Annotated in this window: 15 protein-coding genes; 5 read left to right on the forward strand and 10 right to left on the reverse strand. The window is 70.8% G+C overall.

Annotation, left to right across the window (positions count from 1 at the left end; genetic code table 11):
• Positions 1-42 precede the first annotated feature (42 nt).
• Both C1A33_RS31230 and C1A33_RS31235 read right to left on the reverse strand, forming a co-directional pair.
• Positions 43-555 carry a PH domain-containing protein gene (locus C1A33_RS31230; protein ID WP_101835904.1) on the reverse strand — a complete coding sequence of 171 codons (513 nt, stop codon included), beginning with the start codon at positions 553-555 and terminating at the stop codon, positions 43-45.
• A gap of 100 nt (positions 556-655) precedes the next feature.
• Entirely contained in the window at positions 656-2,101 is a 1,446-nt protein-coding gene (locus C1A33_RS31235) for a UDP-N-acetylmuramoyl-tripeptide--D-alanyl-D-alanine ligase (RefSeq protein ID WP_101835940.1), read from the reverse strand.
• A gap of 206 nt (positions 2,102-2,307) precedes the next feature.
• On the opposite strand from C1A33_RS31235, the gene C1A33_RS31240 reads away from it, so the two are divergent.
• From C1A33_RS31240 to vanX, 3 genes are read left to right on the forward strand one after another with little or no spacing between them, the layout of a single operon-like run.
• Positions 2,308-3,264, forward strand: a complete 957-nt coding sequence (locus tag C1A33_RS31240) for a D-isomer specific 2-hydroxyacid dehydrogenase family protein (protein ID WP_243408124.1) — start codon at positions 2,308-2,310, stop codon at positions 3,262-3,264.
• Positions 3,257-4,303, forward strand: coding sequence for a D-alanine--(R)-lactate ligase (gene vanA, locus C1A33_RS31245; protein WP_101835907.1), 1,047 nt, complete (start codon positions 3,257-3,259; stop codon positions 4,301-4,303). Before C1A33_RS31240 ends, vanA begins: the two co-directional genes overlap by 8 nt.
• Complete coding sequence (gene vanX / locus C1A33_RS31250) at positions 4,293-4,901, forward strand: D-Ala-D-Ala dipeptidase VanX (RefSeq protein ID WP_101835908.1); 609 nt, start codon at positions 4,293-4,295, stop codon at positions 4,899-4,901. The genes vanA and vanX overlap by 11 nt, the downstream gene beginning before the upstream one ends.
• A gap of 58 nt (positions 4,902-4,959) precedes the next feature.
• Here vanX and C1A33_RS31255 read toward each other — a convergent pair whose 3' ends face one another.
• The 4 genes from C1A33_RS31255 to C1A33_RS31270 form a co-directional block, all read right to left on the reverse strand.
• Positions 4,960-6,456: an MDR family MFS transporter gene (locus C1A33_RS31255; RefSeq protein ID WP_101835910.1), complete on the reverse strand. Its 1,497-nt coding sequence runs from the start codon at positions 6,454-6,456 to the stop codon at positions 4,960-4,962.
• Between the two features lie 205 nt (positions 6,457-6,661).
• A complete protein-coding gene (locus C1A33_RS31260) occupies positions 6,662-7,276 on the reverse strand; it encodes a class I SAM-dependent methyltransferase (RefSeq protein ID WP_101835912.1) in 615 nt (204 codons plus the stop codon).
• Positions 7,277-7,512: 236 nt separating this feature from the next.
• Positions 7,513-8,310: a methyltransferase gene (locus C1A33_RS31265; protein WP_243408118.1), complete on the reverse strand. Its 798-nt coding sequence runs from the start codon at positions 8,308-8,310 to the stop codon at positions 7,513-7,515.
• A gap of 290 nt (positions 8,311-8,600) precedes the next feature.
• Positions 8,601-9,890 (reverse strand): glycosyltransferase, encoded by a 1,290-nt coding sequence (locus tag C1A33_RS31270; RefSeq protein WP_243408119.1) that lies wholly within the window; start codon positions 9,888-9,890, stop codon positions 8,601-8,603.
• A gap of 456 nt (positions 9,891-10,346) precedes the next feature.
• Here C1A33_RS31270 and C1A33_RS31275 point away from each other — a divergent pair, with 456 nt between their 5' ends.
• Positions 10,347-10,934 (forward strand): hypothetical protein, encoded by a 588-nt coding sequence (locus C1A33_RS31275; protein WP_243408120.1) that lies wholly within the window; start codon positions 10,347-10,349, stop codon positions 10,932-10,934.
• Positions 10,935-10,961: 27 nt separating this feature from the next.
• Here the strand turns inward: C1A33_RS31275 and C1A33_RS31280 are convergent, their stop codons facing one another.
• Entirely contained in the window at positions 10,962-11,519 is a 558-nt protein-coding gene (locus tag C1A33_RS31280) for a TetR/AcrR family transcriptional regulator (RefSeq protein WP_101835918.1), read from the reverse strand.
• 119 nt (positions 11,520-11,638) lie between these two features.
• Here C1A33_RS31280 and C1A33_RS31285 point away from each other — a divergent pair, with 119 nt between their 5' ends.
• Positions 11,639-12,691, forward strand: coding sequence for an aldo/keto reductase (locus tag C1A33_RS31285; RefSeq protein WP_101835920.1), 1,053 nt, complete (start codon positions 11,639-11,641; stop codon positions 12,689-12,691).
• 152 nt (positions 12,692-12,843) lie between these two features.
• Here C1A33_RS31285 and C1A33_RS31290 read toward each other — a convergent pair whose 3' ends face one another.
• From C1A33_RS31290 to C1A33_RS31300, 3 genes are all read right to left on the reverse strand, one after another.
• Complete coding sequence (locus tag C1A33_RS31290; RefSeq protein WP_279354728.1) at positions 12,844-13,698, reverse strand: MerR family transcriptional regulator; 855 nt, start codon at positions 13,696-13,698, stop codon at positions 12,844-12,846.
• 182 nt (positions 13,699-13,880) lie between these two features.
• The gene (locus C1A33_RS31295; protein WP_101835924.1) at positions 13,881-14,918 is read right to left on the reverse strand and encodes a MerR family transcriptional regulator; all 1,038 of its coding nucleotides are present in this window, start codon (positions 14,916-14,918) and stop codon (positions 13,881-13,883) included.
• On the reverse strand, positions 14,912-15,721 hold the full coding sequence (locus C1A33_RS31300) for a HEAT repeat domain-containing protein (protein ID WP_243408122.1): 810 nt from the start codon (positions 15,719-15,721) through the stop codon (positions 14,912-14,914). The genes C1A33_RS31295 and C1A33_RS31300 overlap by 7 nt, the downstream gene beginning before the upstream one ends.
• Positions 15,722-16,175: the final 454 nt, after the last annotated feature.

The raw sequence follows: 16,175 nt of genomic DNA on the forward strand, positions 1-16,175 counted from the left end.
TGACCGGCCCCGCTCAACCCGGCATCACCCACCCGGACTCCGTTACTCGTCCACTGCCGGCTCTGGGGAATCGCCGAAGATGCCGTTGCAGAGCAACAGGTAGAACCGGTCGGGCCGAGGGACGTGATCGATGCTCTCCAGCTGGTTCTTGTGATCACCCTCGGTCTCCAGGGAGAACTTCCCGTAACCAATAGCCCGGCCGGTCGGGTCGAGGTCATAGGAGAGGTCCGTGATCTTCGACAGCGGAAGGCTCTGAACTCTGACCGAGATGATCCCGGACACCTTGACGAGCCGCGAACTCGTGATCAACAGGCGGGTCCGGTGCCAGCCGAGCAGGTGCCACATCAGCCGGGCGACGACCACCAGGACGGCGCACCACAGAAGCATCAGCAGGAAGCGCGCGCCGATACCATGGACGGCGACGTAGACGGAGATCGCCACGGCACCGACAAGGGCGGCCGCCGCTTCGAGCAGGACTCGGACCAGCACCACCCAGTGCAGCCGGATCTCAAAAATGATCTGCTCATTGACAGCCACATAACGGGTGCAACGCATACCGAATCCCCCCGGGTCCGATATGAATGATCGCATATCTCGCCACAGGTCGACCAGGGTGCGCGTGCCCGAGGAGCGACGAGGACGTCACCCCGGCAGCTCACGCGAGCGCGGCGGCGATCTCGTCGAAACGCGCGCCGCGGGAGGCCTTCACGAGGACCACGTCGCCGGCGCCGAGGCGGCCGCGCAGCCAGTCGACAGCCGCGTCGTTGTCGTCCAGTGCCACCGCCCGCTTCCCCGCGCCGACGGCGATCGGTCGGGCCGCCTCGCCGACCGCCACCACCACGTCGGCCCGGGAGGCGGCGTGCTCCCCGACAGCGCGGTGCTCGGCCTCGCTGGCGTCGCCGAGCTCGCGCATCTCGCCGAGGACGGCGATGCGGCGGCCTCCCTCGATCGCCGCCAGCGCGTCGAGGGCGGCGCGGGTCGAGTCGGGGTTGGCGTTGTAGGCGTCGTTAAGCAGCATCGCGCCGCCGGCGAGGCCGCGCGGCTCCAGGCGCCACGGTGACAGCGAGGCGGAGGCCAACGCCGTGGCGATCACGTCGAGAGGTACGCCGGCGGCCAGCCCCGCCGCTGCGGCGGCCGACGCGTTGAGTGCCTGATGCGCGCCCAGAACCGGCAGCGTGACGCGAGCCGACGAAGTGGTGACGACGGCGGCCTCGGCGGTGGGAACGGCGGTGACGGCCCCGGAAGCGGCGGTGGTGGTGGCGGTGGCTGCGGTGGCTGCGGTGGCTGCGGTGGCTGCGGTGGTTTGCAGGGTGAATGACGGCCGGGCTAGCCGGTCCAGCGTCAGGTCGAGCACGCGCATGTCGGCGTGCCACGCTCGGCCGAAGGTCAGCACAGGGCCGGCTGTGAGCGAGCGCATCGCGGCCACCCGGGGATCGTCGGCGTTGAGCACGGCGGTGCCACCGGGCGCCAGTCCCCGCACCAGCTCGCCCTTGGTACTGGCGATGGCCTCGCGCGACCCGAACTCGCCGAGATGCGCCTGGCCGACGTTCATGACGATGGCGATGTCGGGCGCGACCAGAGCGGTGAGCGTGGCGATGTCACCGAGATGGCGAGCACCCATCTCCAGGACGAGGAACCGGGTGGCCGCGTCGGCGCGCAGCATGGTCAGCGGCACGCCGAGCTCGTTGTTCAGCGAGCCGATCGTGGCGGTCGTCGCGCCGGCGCTCGCCAGGATGGTCGCCAGCAGGTCCTTGGTGCTGGTCTTGCCCTGGGAGCCGGTCACCGCGACGACGGTCAGCCGGTCGCGCAGCCGGGCCACGACGTGGGTGGCGAGCGCCTGCAGCGCGGCCTGGACGTCGTCGACTACGACGGTGGGCAACGGCGTGGGCCGGGAGCCGAGCACCGCCACCGCACCGGCCCGGCCTGCCTGGCCCGCGTAGTCGTGACCATCGGCCTGCTCGCCGGCGAACGCCACGAACAGGCCACCCGGTTCGGCCTGCCGGCCGTCGAGCACGGCCGGCGCGGTCACCGTGACGGCGCCATCGCCCTTGACCATCCCATGGACGACCGCGGCGATCTCGTCGACGCGGAGCGGAATCATGCTGCCGCACAGTACGGTCGGCCACATATCGCTGACATATTGCCATTCCCATATACGCCGGCAACTCCGCCCTTCCTTGACTGGAGCGCGTGACCTCCACCGAAGCGGCCCGAACGGCAGCCCACCACCGCGCCCGATCACCGGCATCCCCACTCTCCCCGCCTTCCCCGTCTTCCCCGTCTTCCCCGGCCGTCTCGGCTACGGGAATCACCGTCTATGGCTGCGGACAGGACGAGGCTGCCCTGTTCCGGGAGCTGTCGCCCCGCTTCGACGTCGCGCCGACCTTCACCGAGGCGCCGGCGTCCGAGGCCAATGTCGCCCTGGCATCGGGAAACCGCTGTATCAGCATCAGCCACAAAGATCAGGTCACCAACTCCACCCTTCTCGCGCTGAGCCGCGTCGGCGTGTCGTATGTCTCCACGAGAAGCACCGGATGCAATCACGTCGATGTCAGCTACGCGGCGAGCGTCGGCATCACCGTCGAGGGTGTGGCGTACTCACCCGACAGCGTGGCCGACTACACCCTGATGCTGATGCTGATGGCGGCGCGGCATGCGGGGTCCGTCATCATCCGGGCAGCCGCCCATGACTACCGCCTGCAGGAGACGCGCGGGCGGGAACTGCGCGACCTGACCGTCGGTGTCATCGGGACGGGACGCATCGGCGCCGCGGTCGTGGCCAGGCTGCGAGGCTTCGGCTGCCGCGTTCTCGCCCACGACAGCCGGCCCGGCACCGCGGCCGCCGACCGTGTTTCCCTCGACGACCTGCTGCGGCGAAGTGACATCGTCACGCTCCACGTTCCCCTCGACGCGGCCACGCGTCATCTCCTGGATCGTCGCCGTATCGAGCGGATGAAGCGCGGCGCGATCGTCGTCAACACCGGTCGCGGCGCGCTTCTGGACACCGAGGCCCTCGTTTCCGCGCTGGACAGCGGCCGGTTGGGTGGCGCGGCGCTGGACGTCCTCGAAGGAGAGGAGGGAATCTTCTACGCCGATCACCGGGGAAACCCCGTCGAGCACCGGTCGCTGGCACGCCTCCAGGGACTCCCCAACGTGATCATAACTCCGCACACGGCCTACTACACCGATCACGCTTTGAACGACATCATCGAGAACTCCATCGTCAACTGCCGGCGATTCGAAGGAAGTACCGCGCATGGCTAGAACGAGAATCGGGATCATCTTCGGCGGCGGTTCCGAGGAGCACACCGTCTCCGTCAGGTCCGCGCGGGAGGTCGCGGCGAACCTCGACACCGAGAGGTATGAGCCGTTCTACCTCGGGATCACGAGGAATGGCGCGTGGCGGCTGTGCGACGGCCCCGACCCGGGCTGGGATGACGGGAACGGCCGTCCAGCGGCACTGTCACCGGACGGTGGCGTGCACGGCCTGCTCGTCCTGGACGAGGGACGCTACGAGACGATCAGGCTCGACCTGGTGCTGCCCGTCCTGCACGGCCGGCTCGGCGAGGACGGCGCGATCCAGGGACTGCTGGAACTCTCCGGGATCCCCTACGTGGGCTGCGGCCTCCAGAGCTCCGCGCTGTGTATGGACAAGTCCCTCACCTACCTCGTCGTTCGAGGCGCGGGTATCGCCACGCCGAGCTTCTGGGTCGTCACGGGGAACGAGGACGTCGATCCCGGCCGGCTTCCCTATCCCGTCTTCGTCAAGCCGGCCCGTTCCGGATCGTCGTTCGGCGTCAGCAAGGTCTCCGGTGCGCCGGAGCTGGCGCGGGCGGTGCGGACCGCACGGCAGTACGACACGAAGGTGCTGATCGAGGAGGCTGTGGTCGGCAGCGAGGTCGGCTGCGCCGTTCTGGGAAACGGTCGGGATCTGATCACCGGCGAGGTGGATCGGATCGCGCTGTCCCACGGCTTCTTCCGTATCCACCAGGAGAGCGCGCCCGAAGGCGGTTCCGAGAACGCGACCGCCATCGTTCCCGCGGACATCCCGGCGGAGGCACGCTCGCTCGTCCAGGAGACCGCCACCTCCATCTATCGCGCCCTGGGCTGCAGGGGACTGGCCCGGGTGGACATGTTCCTCCGGGAGGATGGCACGGTGATCCTCAACGAGGTCAACACGTTTCCCGGCCTGACCTCGTACAGCCGCTTCCCGAGGATGATGGCGGCCGCCGGCCTGCCGCTGGGCGCGGTGATCGACCGTCTGGTGTCGCGGACGCTGGCCGGAACACCCGATGGACGATGAATTCGCCTTCGTGGACGAGCTGGTGCCCGGAATACGCTGGGACGCCAAGTACGCCACCTGGGACAACTTCACCGGCAGGCCGGTGGACGGGTACCTGGCGAACCGGATCGTCGGCACGCGGGCCCTGTGCGCGGCGCTGCGCAGGGCGCGGGACCAGGCCGAGTCCCTTGGCCTCGGCCTGGTCGTCTGGGACGGATACCGCCCGCAACGCGCCGTGGACTGCTTTCTGCGCTGGTCGCGACAGCCGGAGGACGGCCGGACGAAGCCGCATCATTATCCGAACATCAGCCGCGCCGAGTTGTTCACGCAGGGATACGTGGCCGCCAGGTCGGGACACAGCCGGGGCAGCACCGTCGACCTGGCGCTCTACCATCTGGCCACCGGCGAGCTCGCCGCCATGGGCGGCCGCCACGACCTGATGGACGCGATCTCACACCACGGAGCACGCGGAATCCCGTCGACCGAGGCGAGAAACCGTCAGCACCTTCGCTCCATCATGGCGGCCTGCGGCTTCCTCTCCTACGACCGCGAGTGGTGGCACTACACCCTGCGAGACGAACCCCATCCGGACACCTACTTCGACTTTCCGGTGGCATAGCGACGTCGAGGCAGCACGGGCGACGACGTCCGGCTCACGCGTCGGCGGCAGCGCCCGGTCACACCGCCGGGGCAGGCTCGGGGCTGGCGTGGGCGCCGGCGCCCTTGGGCCTGTTGGGGATCCACAGGGCGATCAGTGTCAGGGCGATCGCGATGAGGGCGGCGGTGGCGAACGCCCACCGCATCCCGCCGACGAGCGCGTCGACGTCGGACGCGCCGCCGTCGGTCAGCCGGGTGGAGCGGGCCTCCAGGATGACGACCAGCAGGGCGGTGCCCATGGCGCCGGAGACCTGCATGATCGTGCCGAACAGCGAGCTGCCGTGCGAGTAGAGGCTGGCGGGCAGGTCACCCAGTCCGACGGAGAACAGGGGGGTGAACACCGCCGCGAGGGACGCCATCAGCAGGATGTGCACCACCAGCAGCAGCGGGTACGGCGTGTCGCGGCCGATCGTGGCGAGCGCGCCCAGCGAGAGCATCGCCACCGCACAGCCGGGAATGACGAGCAGCCGCGCGCCGAACCGGTCGTAGACGCGGCCGACCGCCGGGCCGAGCAGGCCCATCGCCAGGCCACCGGGCATCACCAGCAGGCCGGTCTGCAGCTCGGTGAGGTCCCGCACGTCCTGCAGGTACAGCGGCAGCAGGAACATGGCGCCGAAGAAGGCCATGTTCGAGGCCGCCATCACCAGCAGCGAGACCCGGAACGAGCGGTGGACGAGCGTGCGCAGGTCCAGCAGCGGGCGGCCGCGCTGTGCCAGCCGAAGCTGCACCGCGGCGAACCCCGCGACGAGCGCCCCGCCGCCGGTGATGATCAGCCCGACGGTGACACCGTCACGGGCACCGATCTCGCTGAGGCCGAACAGCAGGCCGCTGAACCCGAGTGCCGCGAGCAGGACGCTCGGCCAGTGCACGGAACCGCTCACGGTCTCGCCGACGTTCTCCAGCCTGCGCAGGCCGGCGACGGCGACGAGCACCGCGACCGGCAGGATGAACACGAAGATCAGCCGCCAGGAGCCGAGCTGCAGGATGACTCCGGAGACCGCGGGGCCGAGCGCCGGCGCGCAGGACATCGCCATCGTGACGGTGCCCATCACCCGGCCGCGGGCCGACTCGGGGACGACCACCATCAGGGTCGTCATCAGCAGCGGCATCATCACCGCCGTGCCGGCGGCCTGCACGACCCGGCCGGCGAGCAGCACCGGGAAGGCGGGCGCGACCGCGCCGATGACCGTTCCGGTACAGAAGGTCGCCATGGCGACGGCGTAGGCCGTCCTGGTCGTCACCCGCTGCAGGAACCAGCCGGTCAGCGGGATTACCGCGGCCATCGTGAGCATGAAGATGGTCGACAGCCACTGCGCGGCCCGCGGCGAGATGGAGAAGTCCATCATCAGCCGGGGCACCGCGTTGATCATGATTGTCTCGTTGAGGATGACGATGAACGTGGCGACGACCAGCAGCTTGATGACCAGCGGAGTCCGCTCGGACGCGGCGATCTCCCCGGGGAGATCGGTCTCGTCGCCACGGTGGGCGGCGTCGTCCACGCGCAGCGGCACAGTCATGACAGCTCCTTGAGTTCCCGGCCCGAGGTCGGGCCGTCGGCAGGACGCGCGCACGGAAAGGCACGCGCCGATCCGTCCGAGACGGCGGCGGCACCCGTCCGGTCGACGCACCGTCCCACGCAATCGCGACGTACAGCAAACAGATTCCAGCTGACGCCGCGGGCCGCGCGGACCGCATGCCACGCGCTCCGGCCGGGACGCCGCGTCAGGTCGGTCTGGACGCGACGCCCTCGTAGGCGAAGCCGAGCCGGGCTGTTCCGCGCATCGGATGGGTCGTGGCCGACTCCAGGGTCAGCCCGGACGCCGCGACCAGCTCGTCGATGCGGCGGTCGAGATGACAGCCGCCGGCGATCCTGCCCCAGGCGGGGGTGAGCCGGTCCTGCCAGCGGGCGACGGCGGGTCGAGACGAGCGGCCGTGCTCGGTGAAGTGCAGGGAGCCGCCGGGCCGCAGCACCCGGTGGATCTCGCGCAGCGCCTGGTCGACGTCGGGGATGGTGCACAGCGTCCAGGCCGTGAGGACATGATCGACCGACGCGTCCGGCAGGGGCAGCGCCTGGCCGTCGTCGCCGATGAACTCCACCGGGCAGGGCGCGGCGGCGACGCGCCCTGCCGCGAGCCTGCGCCCGACAGCGGCAGGCTCGACCGCGAGCAGGCGCGTGACGTCCGCCGGAAGGTACGCGAGGCTGCGTCCCGAGCCGAAGCCGATCTCCAGGACCTCGCCGGACAGCCCGGCCGCGACCCGCGCCCTGGCCTCCCGCACCGGTCTGCCGAGGGCCAGATCGATGACTCTGGGCAGCACCTGGTCGTCCCACAAGCCCACTACGACTCCTCACCGACAGCACGCCGCGTGGTCCACCCCAGGTCGCACGGCGGCGCCGGCCCAGCACCCGCCGTCGAACAGGTCACCGAGCCGGCCGGCGTCGCGCGGTACCTGATCGCTGACCTCACCCACCCACGCTGGCACGCGCAGCCGGCGCGGTAAAGAAACCCGTCGGGGACGCGGCGGGTCGGCGGCCGTGGTGCCGATATCGCCCAGCGGGGTCCGGCGCCGCCGGGCTATCTCAGCCGGCAGTGGACGTGGTGGATGAGGCGGGCGATCCCGCGGTAGGGGTCGCGGGTGCCGGCGGCCCATTCGGCGTCGACGACGGCGTCCAGATCCGGGCCTGGCGGGGTGTCGCCGAGATGATCGGTGAAGATGCGGATTCCGTATCGGGCGAGCGGCCGCGTGCCGGCGGCTGTGAGGATCGCGGAGACGTTGGCCGGATCATCACCGCCCGGCGGGATCACCGCTGGCTGGCCGGCCGCTCCCGTGGACGTGGCCGACCCGGTGGAAGCCGCCGGGGTGGGCTCGCCGAGTTGCGCGGTGGTGTCCTGCCAGCGGCCCTGCAGGCCGGCACGCAGCGCGAGCGCCGGGCCGTTCTTACCGACCACGGAGATGATCCCGCCGGGTCGGGTGACCTCGACGAGGACCTCCAGCAGGGGCGCCGGCTCGGGGACGAACATGATGACGCCGTGGCAGAACGTGGCGTCCCAGCCGATGCCCACCAGGCGGGCGGCCTCGCGCCCGTCGCCTTCGACCAGCGCGACCCGCCGCCGGACAACCTCGGGGGCGTCCGCGAGCGCCCGCCGGGCCTCGACCAGCATGCCCGGGTCCGGTTCGCAGACGGTGACCTCGTATCCCCGCCGGGCGAACTCCAGCGCCTGCACGCCGTTGCCGCCGCCGATGTCCAGCAGCCGCGCGGGCGGGGGTGGCAGATGCTCGACCAGCGCCCGGGTGACCAGCCGCTGCCGGACGACACCTCGCAGCGTCGCCGTGTGCGCCACATAGTCCGCCGTCTCCGTACCGTCGACCACGCCGAGTACCTGAGGTTCACATTCGGCCGGGCGCCCGCGGCGTGGTTCAGGGCGGCGACCGGGGACCCTCGTTATCGTGCGGCGGGACGGCGGGCCACCGGTCGGCTGGTCACGGATCTCCCGGCCGGACGCCGGCGGACGGCCCCGAGTCGGGACGGAATGGTCGTGCACGGACGGGTGACGATCGCTGGCCGGGGACGGCTGCATCAGGCGGTGCTCCTTCCTCAGTACTGGGGATCTGTCCCGTTTGGCGGCGTCGCAACCTTTTCGAATCGGTCCGCGGCCTGGCCTCAGTCACCCTGGGCCACTCGAGCGCCCCCGGTGCTCTGCTGACGAGCCAGCTCCTCGAGCAGGTCGGCGGCCCGCTGCTCCCGCCCGGCGGCGTCGATCTCCGCGCGCAGGCGGCCGGCGGCGAGGGTGTAGCCGATGTCGCCGAGGACCTGGCGGACGGCGGCGCGGACGCGATCCGGTCCGGGGGTCTGGCTGCGCAGGTCGATGCCGACGCCCGAGTAGGCGACCCGGGCGTTCACCTCCCCCTTGTCCTCGGTCTTCCCCGCGCCGACGACGGGGACGCCGTGGGAGAGCGCGAGCTGGACGCCGCCGTACCCACCATTGGTGACGAACACGTCCGTGTGCGGCAGCAGGAGGTCGAAGGGGATGAACCGCGCCACCCGGGTGTTCGCCGGCACCGCGCCCAGCTCCGACGGGTCGGCGCCGCCGGTGACGGCCACGACGAGCAGGTCGTCCTCGGGGCCGAGCGCGTCGATGGCCGGCCGGAGGAGCTGGCTCGGATCGGTCGCGACCGTACCCTGGGTGACCAGGACGACGCGGCGATCCCCGGACAGGTCGTCCCACCAGTCCGGTCGCTGCCAGTGTCGATCCGTCTCCTGCCGCGGCGGGCCGACGAAGCGCACCTGGGATGGGCGATCGGTCACGGGATACTCGAACCCGGGCGTGCTGAACTGCAGATACAGCCTGGTCTCGAGGGCGAAGTCGTAGACGGCGGCGCTGGTCGGCGGAAGGCCGAAGGCCCGCCGGGCCACGTTGACCTCGGCGGTCATCCCCCGGAAGAGAATCCGCCGCGTCGCCTTGTCCAGGACACGGTTGCGCACCCGGCCGAGCGGGCCCCGCGCCGGCGACAGGCCGAATCCGAAGGGGGCCAGATCCCGGCTGGGAAATCCGAGGACGCTGATGCCGAAACCAGCGAGCGCGGGACCGCCCAGTTCCTGGACGATCGTCCCGCCGATGAATCCGGTGTCCCCGATGATGACGTCGGCGGGCTCCTTGTCCAGCAGGGCCGTCAGGTCACGGACCTGCCCGGCCACCGGCGCCGCGAAGCCGTACGTCATATCGAACTGAAGCTTTCGCAGCCCGGACAGCTCCCTGCGGTGTGGATACCGCGCGTCGAGACCATGCACGCTGTGATCATGCTGGGATTCGGTGATCGGGTGAAACGCCGCCCCCGTGCGGGCGATCTGGTCGGCGAACGCCGCACCGCCGTACCACCGCACGCCATGGCCGCGCGCGACCAGTTCCCGGGCGACCGGGATGGCCGGTGACGTGTGGCCGACAGCAGGCATGGTCGCAAACAGGAAGCGCGCCATCAGACAGCCCACGCCTTTCCCCGGTCCGGCATTCCTCCGGGCCGGTCGCCGCCTTCGGAATCGCCCTGCACAAAAAGGACTCTCGGACCATCCCCGAACGCCCAGTAAGCCATTTCCATCGCCAACTCCTTTCACTACAGGGAGGCTATACCCAATAATCCCCGATGGAATGACGTCGAGCCGACAGCCGCCCCCGCCACTGTGCCGCCATCGGCCGGCAGGCGGGCGACAGCACCGGACGGCAGCATCCGCGCCGACGGCCGCAACTACCCTCGACGAGGACGACCTCGCCCAGGCCATCGGAGACGACAGGGGCCCCACACGCGGGTTCCTGTCATGAACCAGTCAGGATGGCGGCTGTCGAGGCCGGGCCGGCGATAGTGTTCTCACCGCCATCCACGGCGATGCGTGCAGGGATTTCAGGGGGGCACCATGACAGTGGACGAAACGTCAACGGGTCTACCACGACGGGCATTCCTGGCAACCGGGATCGGGCTGGCGACCCTCACGGCGACGGCGGCGCTGTCCTCGCCCGCCGAGGCGTCCGGGGTATGGCATGCCGACTGGCGCTTCTGCAACAAGTGCTTCGGCCTGGTCCGGGCCCTCCAGCAGGTCCACAACCAGTGTCCGGCGGGCGGCCGGCACGCGATACAGGGCTGGACGTTCGGGATACCGTTCACCAACAGCACCGACCACCACTCCGGCGAGACGGCGTACCAGCAGAGCGACTGGCGGCAGTGCTCGTCGTGCGGTCTCCTTTACTACCACGACTTCCCGGGCGTCTGCGCCGGACGCGGTGGCCGGGCACATACCGGGCCCTTCCCACAGAACCTTCTCTGGCACGACCGGAACCCGGTACCCGGGAACTTCCAGGGCGCCTGGCGCTTCTGTTTCAAGTGCAGCGCACTCTATTTCGACGGATACCAGCCGAACCGGGGCGTCTGCCCGGGAAACCCGGGATGGGGCCACGCCGCCGCCGGTTACCTGTTCCAGCTGGAGGTGTACGCGTACACCTCTTGACGCGAGCCTGCGTCGCCTCGGGAGCCGCTATGGCCGGAACCCGTCGATGGCGAGTTCGAGGAGGCGGGCGGCCTGGGCGGCGCCTTCGGGGGTGTCGGGGGTGCGCCACAGGCAGCTGATGATCATGATGACATCCGCGGGGTCGAGACCAGGGCGTGTCGCGCCGGCGCGGGCACAGGCGTCGAGGAGCTGGCCGACGGCGGCGGTGACGGAGACGGAGGTCTCGCTGACGACCTCCTGCGCGGCGGCGGTGTTCAGCGCGTCGCCGAGGCCGTGCTTGAGGCGCACGTAGGCGGTGAGGGTGGTGAACCACCGCCGCAGCGCGTCCAGCGGGGCGTCGGCGTGGGCGGCGAGGACGTCCGGCACGGACCCCACAAGCCGGCCCACGTCGTGGCGGTAGACCTCCAGGATCAGCGCCTCGCGGGTCGGGAAATGCCGGTAGAGGGTGCCGGCGCCGACGCCCGCGCGCTTGGCGATCGAGTTCAGCGAGGCGTCCGGGTTCGCGGCGAGCGCGTCGTGGGCGACCTGGAGGATCGCCTCGCGGTTCCTGAGCGCGTCGGAACGCTGCGACCCGGCGTCGGGCATGGGTCCTCCTGACGTGCGAGCGGTCGCCCCTTGCCGAAGCGGAGAACTCTCCGTTACGGTGGTGCGAGTCGGGCGGAGAGTTCTCCGCTTACTGTCCTGATTATAGGAGCCCCTCCCCCATGCGCTACGTCAAGCTCGGCCGCACCGGCCTCGACGTCTCCCCGATCGCCATCGGCGCGATGACCTACGGGCAGCCCGACCACGGCCACCCCGTCTGGTCGCTCGACGAGGAGGCCAGCCGGCCCCTCATCCGGCACGCGCTGGAGGCGGGCATCAACGTCTTCGACACCGCCAACATGTACTCCTACGGCTCCAGCGAGGAGATCCTCGGCCGGGCCCTGAGGGACTACGCGAGCCGCGACGACGTCGTCATCACCACCAAGATCCGCCACGTGATGCGCCCTGGCCGGCCCAACGGCGGCGGCCTGTCCCGCAAGGCGATCATGACGGAGATCGACCACAGCCTGCGCCGCCTCGGCACCGACCACGTCGACGTCTACATGATCCACCGCCTCGACAACGAGACGCCGCTGCTGGAGACCCTCGAGGCCCTGCACGACGTGGTGAAGGCCGGCAAGGCCCGGTACCTCGGCGCCTCGTCCATGCATGCCTGGCAGTTCGCCAAGGCCCTGCATCTGCAGGAGCGCCACGGCTGGGCCAGGTTCGTCACCATGCAGGACCACTACAACCTGCTCGCCCGCGAGGAGGAGCGCGAGATGCTCCCGCTCTGCGCCGACGAGGGCGTCGCCACCATGGTGTGGAGCCCGCTGGCCCGCGGCCGCCTCGCCCGCCCCGCCGACCAGGCGAACGCCACCGAACGCGCCGCCACCGACGGCACCTTCGCCGACATGCTCTACACCCGCTCCACCGCCGACAGCGACCGCGTCATCCTCGACGAGGTCGGCACCATCGCCGACGCCCGCGGCGTCACCCGCGCCCAGATCGCCCTCGCCTGGCTGCGCCGCAACCCCGTCGTCGCCGCCCCCATCGTCGGCGCCCGCACCACCCAGCAGATCGACGACGCCGTCGCCGCCCTCGACCTCGACCTCACCGACGACGAGGCCCGCCGTCTGGAGGCCCCCTACACCCCCCGCCACGACCTCCAGGGCATCTCCGACGCCCGCGAACTCGAACGCATCAGGGCCGGCATCCCCGGCTTCGCCAACGTCTGACGGCACCGACGGCGTCCCGGCCCGCTCGACCGCGCGGAGGAGATCATGCGGAACCGTCCGAGTCCGCTCGGCGGCATTCGGCGAGAGGTTGACGGAACCGCGGGTGTGTCACCCACGTCGAGTACCGACGACGCCGGCGCGGCCACTCGGGTTCACACGGGGACGATCGGCTCCTGGATCTCGGTGACCCAGCCGTCCACGTCCTCGGGGCAGGCCAGGCTCAGTTCGCGGCTCGGCCCGGTGGTTCGGTAGCCGGCGTCCTCGATCCAGCGGGCAAGTGCCTGGTAGCTGGGCAGGCAGTCGTCCATGGAGCCCCGGTGCACCACGGTCGCCACCTGCGTGACGGCGGGCAGGTCCACGACAGCGGCGCCGGCCAGGGCCGCGGCGGCCGGTGTGCCGTCCGCGGGCAGCGCGCCGATGGGCAGGGCCGCGTGGACGACGATGTTCTCGCCATCGCCATCGGCGTGCGGGTCGGTGTAATAGGCGATGGCGGGTCCCGTCGGGGTGACACCCGCGCTCCGCAACGCCGCGCCGAGCCGCTCATACAGTCCGCGGATGACCGGGCCGATCGACAGCGGCTCCATGTTCCGCGCGACGCCGGTCAGTTCGACGACGCGCACTGCCGGCAGCGGCTTGACGGTGATTTCGATGGTGGACATGGCAGCCTCGCTTTCGATCATTCGGAGTCTCGCCTGGATGTCCGCGAGCCGGGCGGTGTCGGCCGCGATCTGGGCGCGCAGCTCGGCCTGCCGCAGCCGCAGCATGCCGCGCAGCTCTTCGGCGCCGACCCGCTCGCCGAGCAGCTCCTGCACCTGCTGCAGCCCGAAACCCAGTCCCCGCAGCGCCACGATCCGGTTCAGCCGGGTGAGCTGCGCGGCGGTGTACCAGCGGTAGCCGGTCGACGGGTCGACCTGGGCCGGGCGCAGCAGCCCGATCGCGTCGTAGTGGCGCAGCATGCGCACCGACACGCGGCCGTGCCTGGCGAAGTCTCCGATGCTGAACCTGATGCTTCCGGTCTACGGCCTCACACCGTGTCACGGTCAAGCCGTCCCCGGCGACGTCGACAGGTTCCGACGACGACATCGGTCGGTAAGGCGGGGAGCCGATGGTCGACGCCGACGTCGCCGCGCTGGTCGAGATGGTTCTCCCCGCGCTTGGCTGATGTCCCACCTGGCTGGCGGTTCCGGCCCTACGCGCGCGACAGCCGCTCGTCGAGAATCTGGACGAACACCGAGGCGACGAGGGCGACGGCGGGGTCGTCGTCGTGGGCGAGGCGACGCAGCACGTCCCGGCCGGTGGTTCCGGAGAGCTCGACCAGTGCCTGGGCCAGGCGTATCCGTACGGCGGGGTCCGCGGTGTGCGCGGCGAGCTCGTCGGCCAACGCGGTGGTGATCCGGCCCGCGTGCTCGGGGTCCTCGGACAGCCTTCCCAGCACCTCTGCCGCCTCGACGTCGTTCGTGCCCTCGACGACCATCCCGACGAGTATCGGCACCGTCGGGGTCGCCGCCACGGCAGTGGCCTCGCTGCGTCCGCCCAACGTCAGCGCGGCGTACCTGCGCACCGTCAGGTCCTGGTCCTCGAGCGCGTCCGTGAGCGCCGCGGTCGCACCGGGAGTGTCGGGCACCTCGGCGATCGCCAGAACGGCGCGCCGCCGGACGTCGACGTCGTCCGCGTGCGTGGCGGCGGCCAGCGTCGCCAGGCCATCGCCACCCGATCGGGCGAGCGCCCAGCGCAGGGCGCCGGCGACGTTGGGGTCGGCTTCGGTGAGGACCGCCTCGGCCAGGATGTCGGCGGGAACCGCCGCGCCCTCCGGGAACGTCAGGACGGCCTGTTGCCTGCGCGCGGCGCTGGGCGCGTCAAGGCCCTGCATGAGGTCGACGATGCACAGCACGTCCTGCCAGCCGGTGGGCGCCGACGCGTCGATCGCGCGCAGGCGCCGCAGCAGCTCCCGGTCGCGTTCCAGGCGGTCCTCCGTCCACCGGATGAGGTCGCTGACCAGGTCGGACGGTGCGAAGGCCGGGTCCGCCAGCACGCGTTCGACCTGCCCCAGCGAAAGGCCGAGAGAGCGCAGGCTCTCCACGTGGAAGATCCTGCGGACGTCCTCGGCGGAGTACTCGCGATACCCGCCGGCCGTGCGACCGCTGGGTCGCACCAGCCCGAGCGCGTCGTAGTGCCGCAGCACGCGGGCGCTCACCCCCGAGCGGCGGGCCACATCACCGATCAGCAATCCGAGGTCTCCACGTCAACGGTCTCCATCACCGCGATCGTCACCTCCCCGGTCCGCGGGTTCGTGTGCCGCGCGTTCGTGTCCGGCGGGTTCGTGTCCGGCGGGTTCGTGTCCGGCGCCGCCGCGGCAGCGGTCGCGGCTCGTTGCGGGCCGAGGGCGACCACGCGCCGCGCTTCGTCGATCGCCGCGTCGAACCCGGCCTCCGGGTCACGCAGGAGCGACGCGGTGGCTCGGGCGTGCGCGGCCACGGTCGGGTCGGGGTTCGCGGCGGCCCGCGCCAGGGCGGGCTCGATCACCCCGCCGAGGTCGACGAGGGCACGGCTCAGGCTCAGCTGAACCTCACGGTCGCCGCGGCCGAGCTGCACGACCAGATCGTCGACCAGATTCGGCCTGTCGTCCTCGGCGGCGAGGGCGACCGCCGCACGCCATGCGGTCCGCGCCACCTCGTCGTCGGCGTCGCGCAGCAGGTCGCGCGTGATCCAGGCCCACGCCCGCCTGTCGCCGATCTTGCTGAGGGTGTGCAGCGCCTGGCTGCGCGCCTGCGGGCGCTCGGAACCGAGCTCGCGGCGCAGCCGAGGCAGGGTGATCTCCGGCGGGAGACGGGTCAGCGCCCAGGACAGCATGTCCCGCACGAAGAAGTCGGGCTCGACCGCGCACCGCTCGACGAGCGCCGCCAGGAGACCCTGCTCGGGATCCGGGCCGGGATTCGAGCCGACCGCCAGGGCCGCCTGGAGCCGGACCGACGCATCCTCGGCGCCCAGGGCGCCGGCCACGCGGGCGTTCCACCAGGGTCCATCTGTCATGTTGATCGGAATCACCTCCAAGGCCCAGTGGACACCTTGACCTCGTGTCAAGGTAAAGGCCGACAAGCCGGCGGACCGGTCGGGCCCTCTGTCTCGGTCTCGGCTGAGACAGAGGGTCCCGGGACCGCCTCGGCACAACCATGCCCGACTCCACCGCTTCGCCCCGTGTCGATCACCATACGTCAAGTCCCCAGGCGGGGGTAACGGAGTCTATATCCGAACCATAAGGCCACGAACGATGTGAGGTTTGCCGCAGGTCGCGTATATCGATCCGGTAAACCCAGAGGGTCAACCGCGCATCAACATGCGGTCCCTTGAAGCCCAACCAGATGCTTCCATTCAACCTTCGCCACAGGCGGTCATCGTGACCGTACGTGAAATGAGCATTTTCAAAGTTGGTTTTTTTAGATTCCTTCCTGTTCCAGGACGAAGACGGCTTGGGTGAATGTGCCGA

Source organism: Frankia canadensis (genome assembly GCF_900197875.1).
Taxonomy (GTDB): domain Bacteria; phylum Actinomycetota; class Actinomycetes; order Frankiales; family Frankiaceae; genus Frankia; species Frankia canadensis.

Excerpts from the sequence above, each read along its gene's own strand:
- C1A33_RS31230 (WP_101835904.1), bottom strand. The coding sequence starts at position 555 with ATGCGTTGCACCCGTTATGTGGCTGTCAATGAGCAGATCATTTTTGAG.
- C1A33_RS31235 (WP_101835940.1), bottom strand. The coding sequence starts at position 2,101 with ATGATTCCGCTCCGCGTCGACGAGATCGCCGCGGTCGTCCATGGGATG.
- vanA (WP_101835907.1), top strand. The coding sequence starts at position 3,257 with ATGGCTAGAACGAGAATCGGGATCATCTTCGGCGGCGGTTCCGAGGAG.
- vanX (WP_101835908.1), top strand. The coding sequence starts at position 4,293 with ATGGACGATGAATTCGCCTTCGTGGACGAGCTGGTGCCCGGAATACGC.
- C1A33_RS31255 (WP_101835910.1), bottom strand. The coding sequence starts at position 6,456 with ATGACTGTGCCGCTGCGCGTGGACGACGCCGCCCACCGTGGCGACGAG.
- C1A33_RS31270 (WP_243408119.1), bottom strand. The coding sequence starts at position 9,890 with ATGCCTGCTGTCGGCCACACGTCACCGGCCATCCCGGTCGCCCGGGAA.
- C1A33_RS31275 (WP_243408120.1), top strand. The coding sequence starts at position 10,347 with ATGACAGTGGACGAAACGTCAACGGGTCTACCACGACGGGCATTCCTG.
- C1A33_RS31280 (WP_101835918.1), bottom strand. The coding sequence starts at position 11,519 with ATGCCCGACGCCGGGTCGCAGCGTTCCGACGCGCTCAGGAACCGCGAG.
- C1A33_RS31285 (WP_101835920.1), top strand. The coding sequence starts at position 11,639 with ATGCGCTACGTCAAGCTCGGCCGCACCGGCCTCGACGTCTCCCCGATC.
- C1A33_RS31300 (WP_243408122.1), bottom strand. The coding sequence starts at position 15,721 with ATGACAGATGGACCCTGGTGGAACGCCCGCGTGGCCGGCGCCCTGGGC.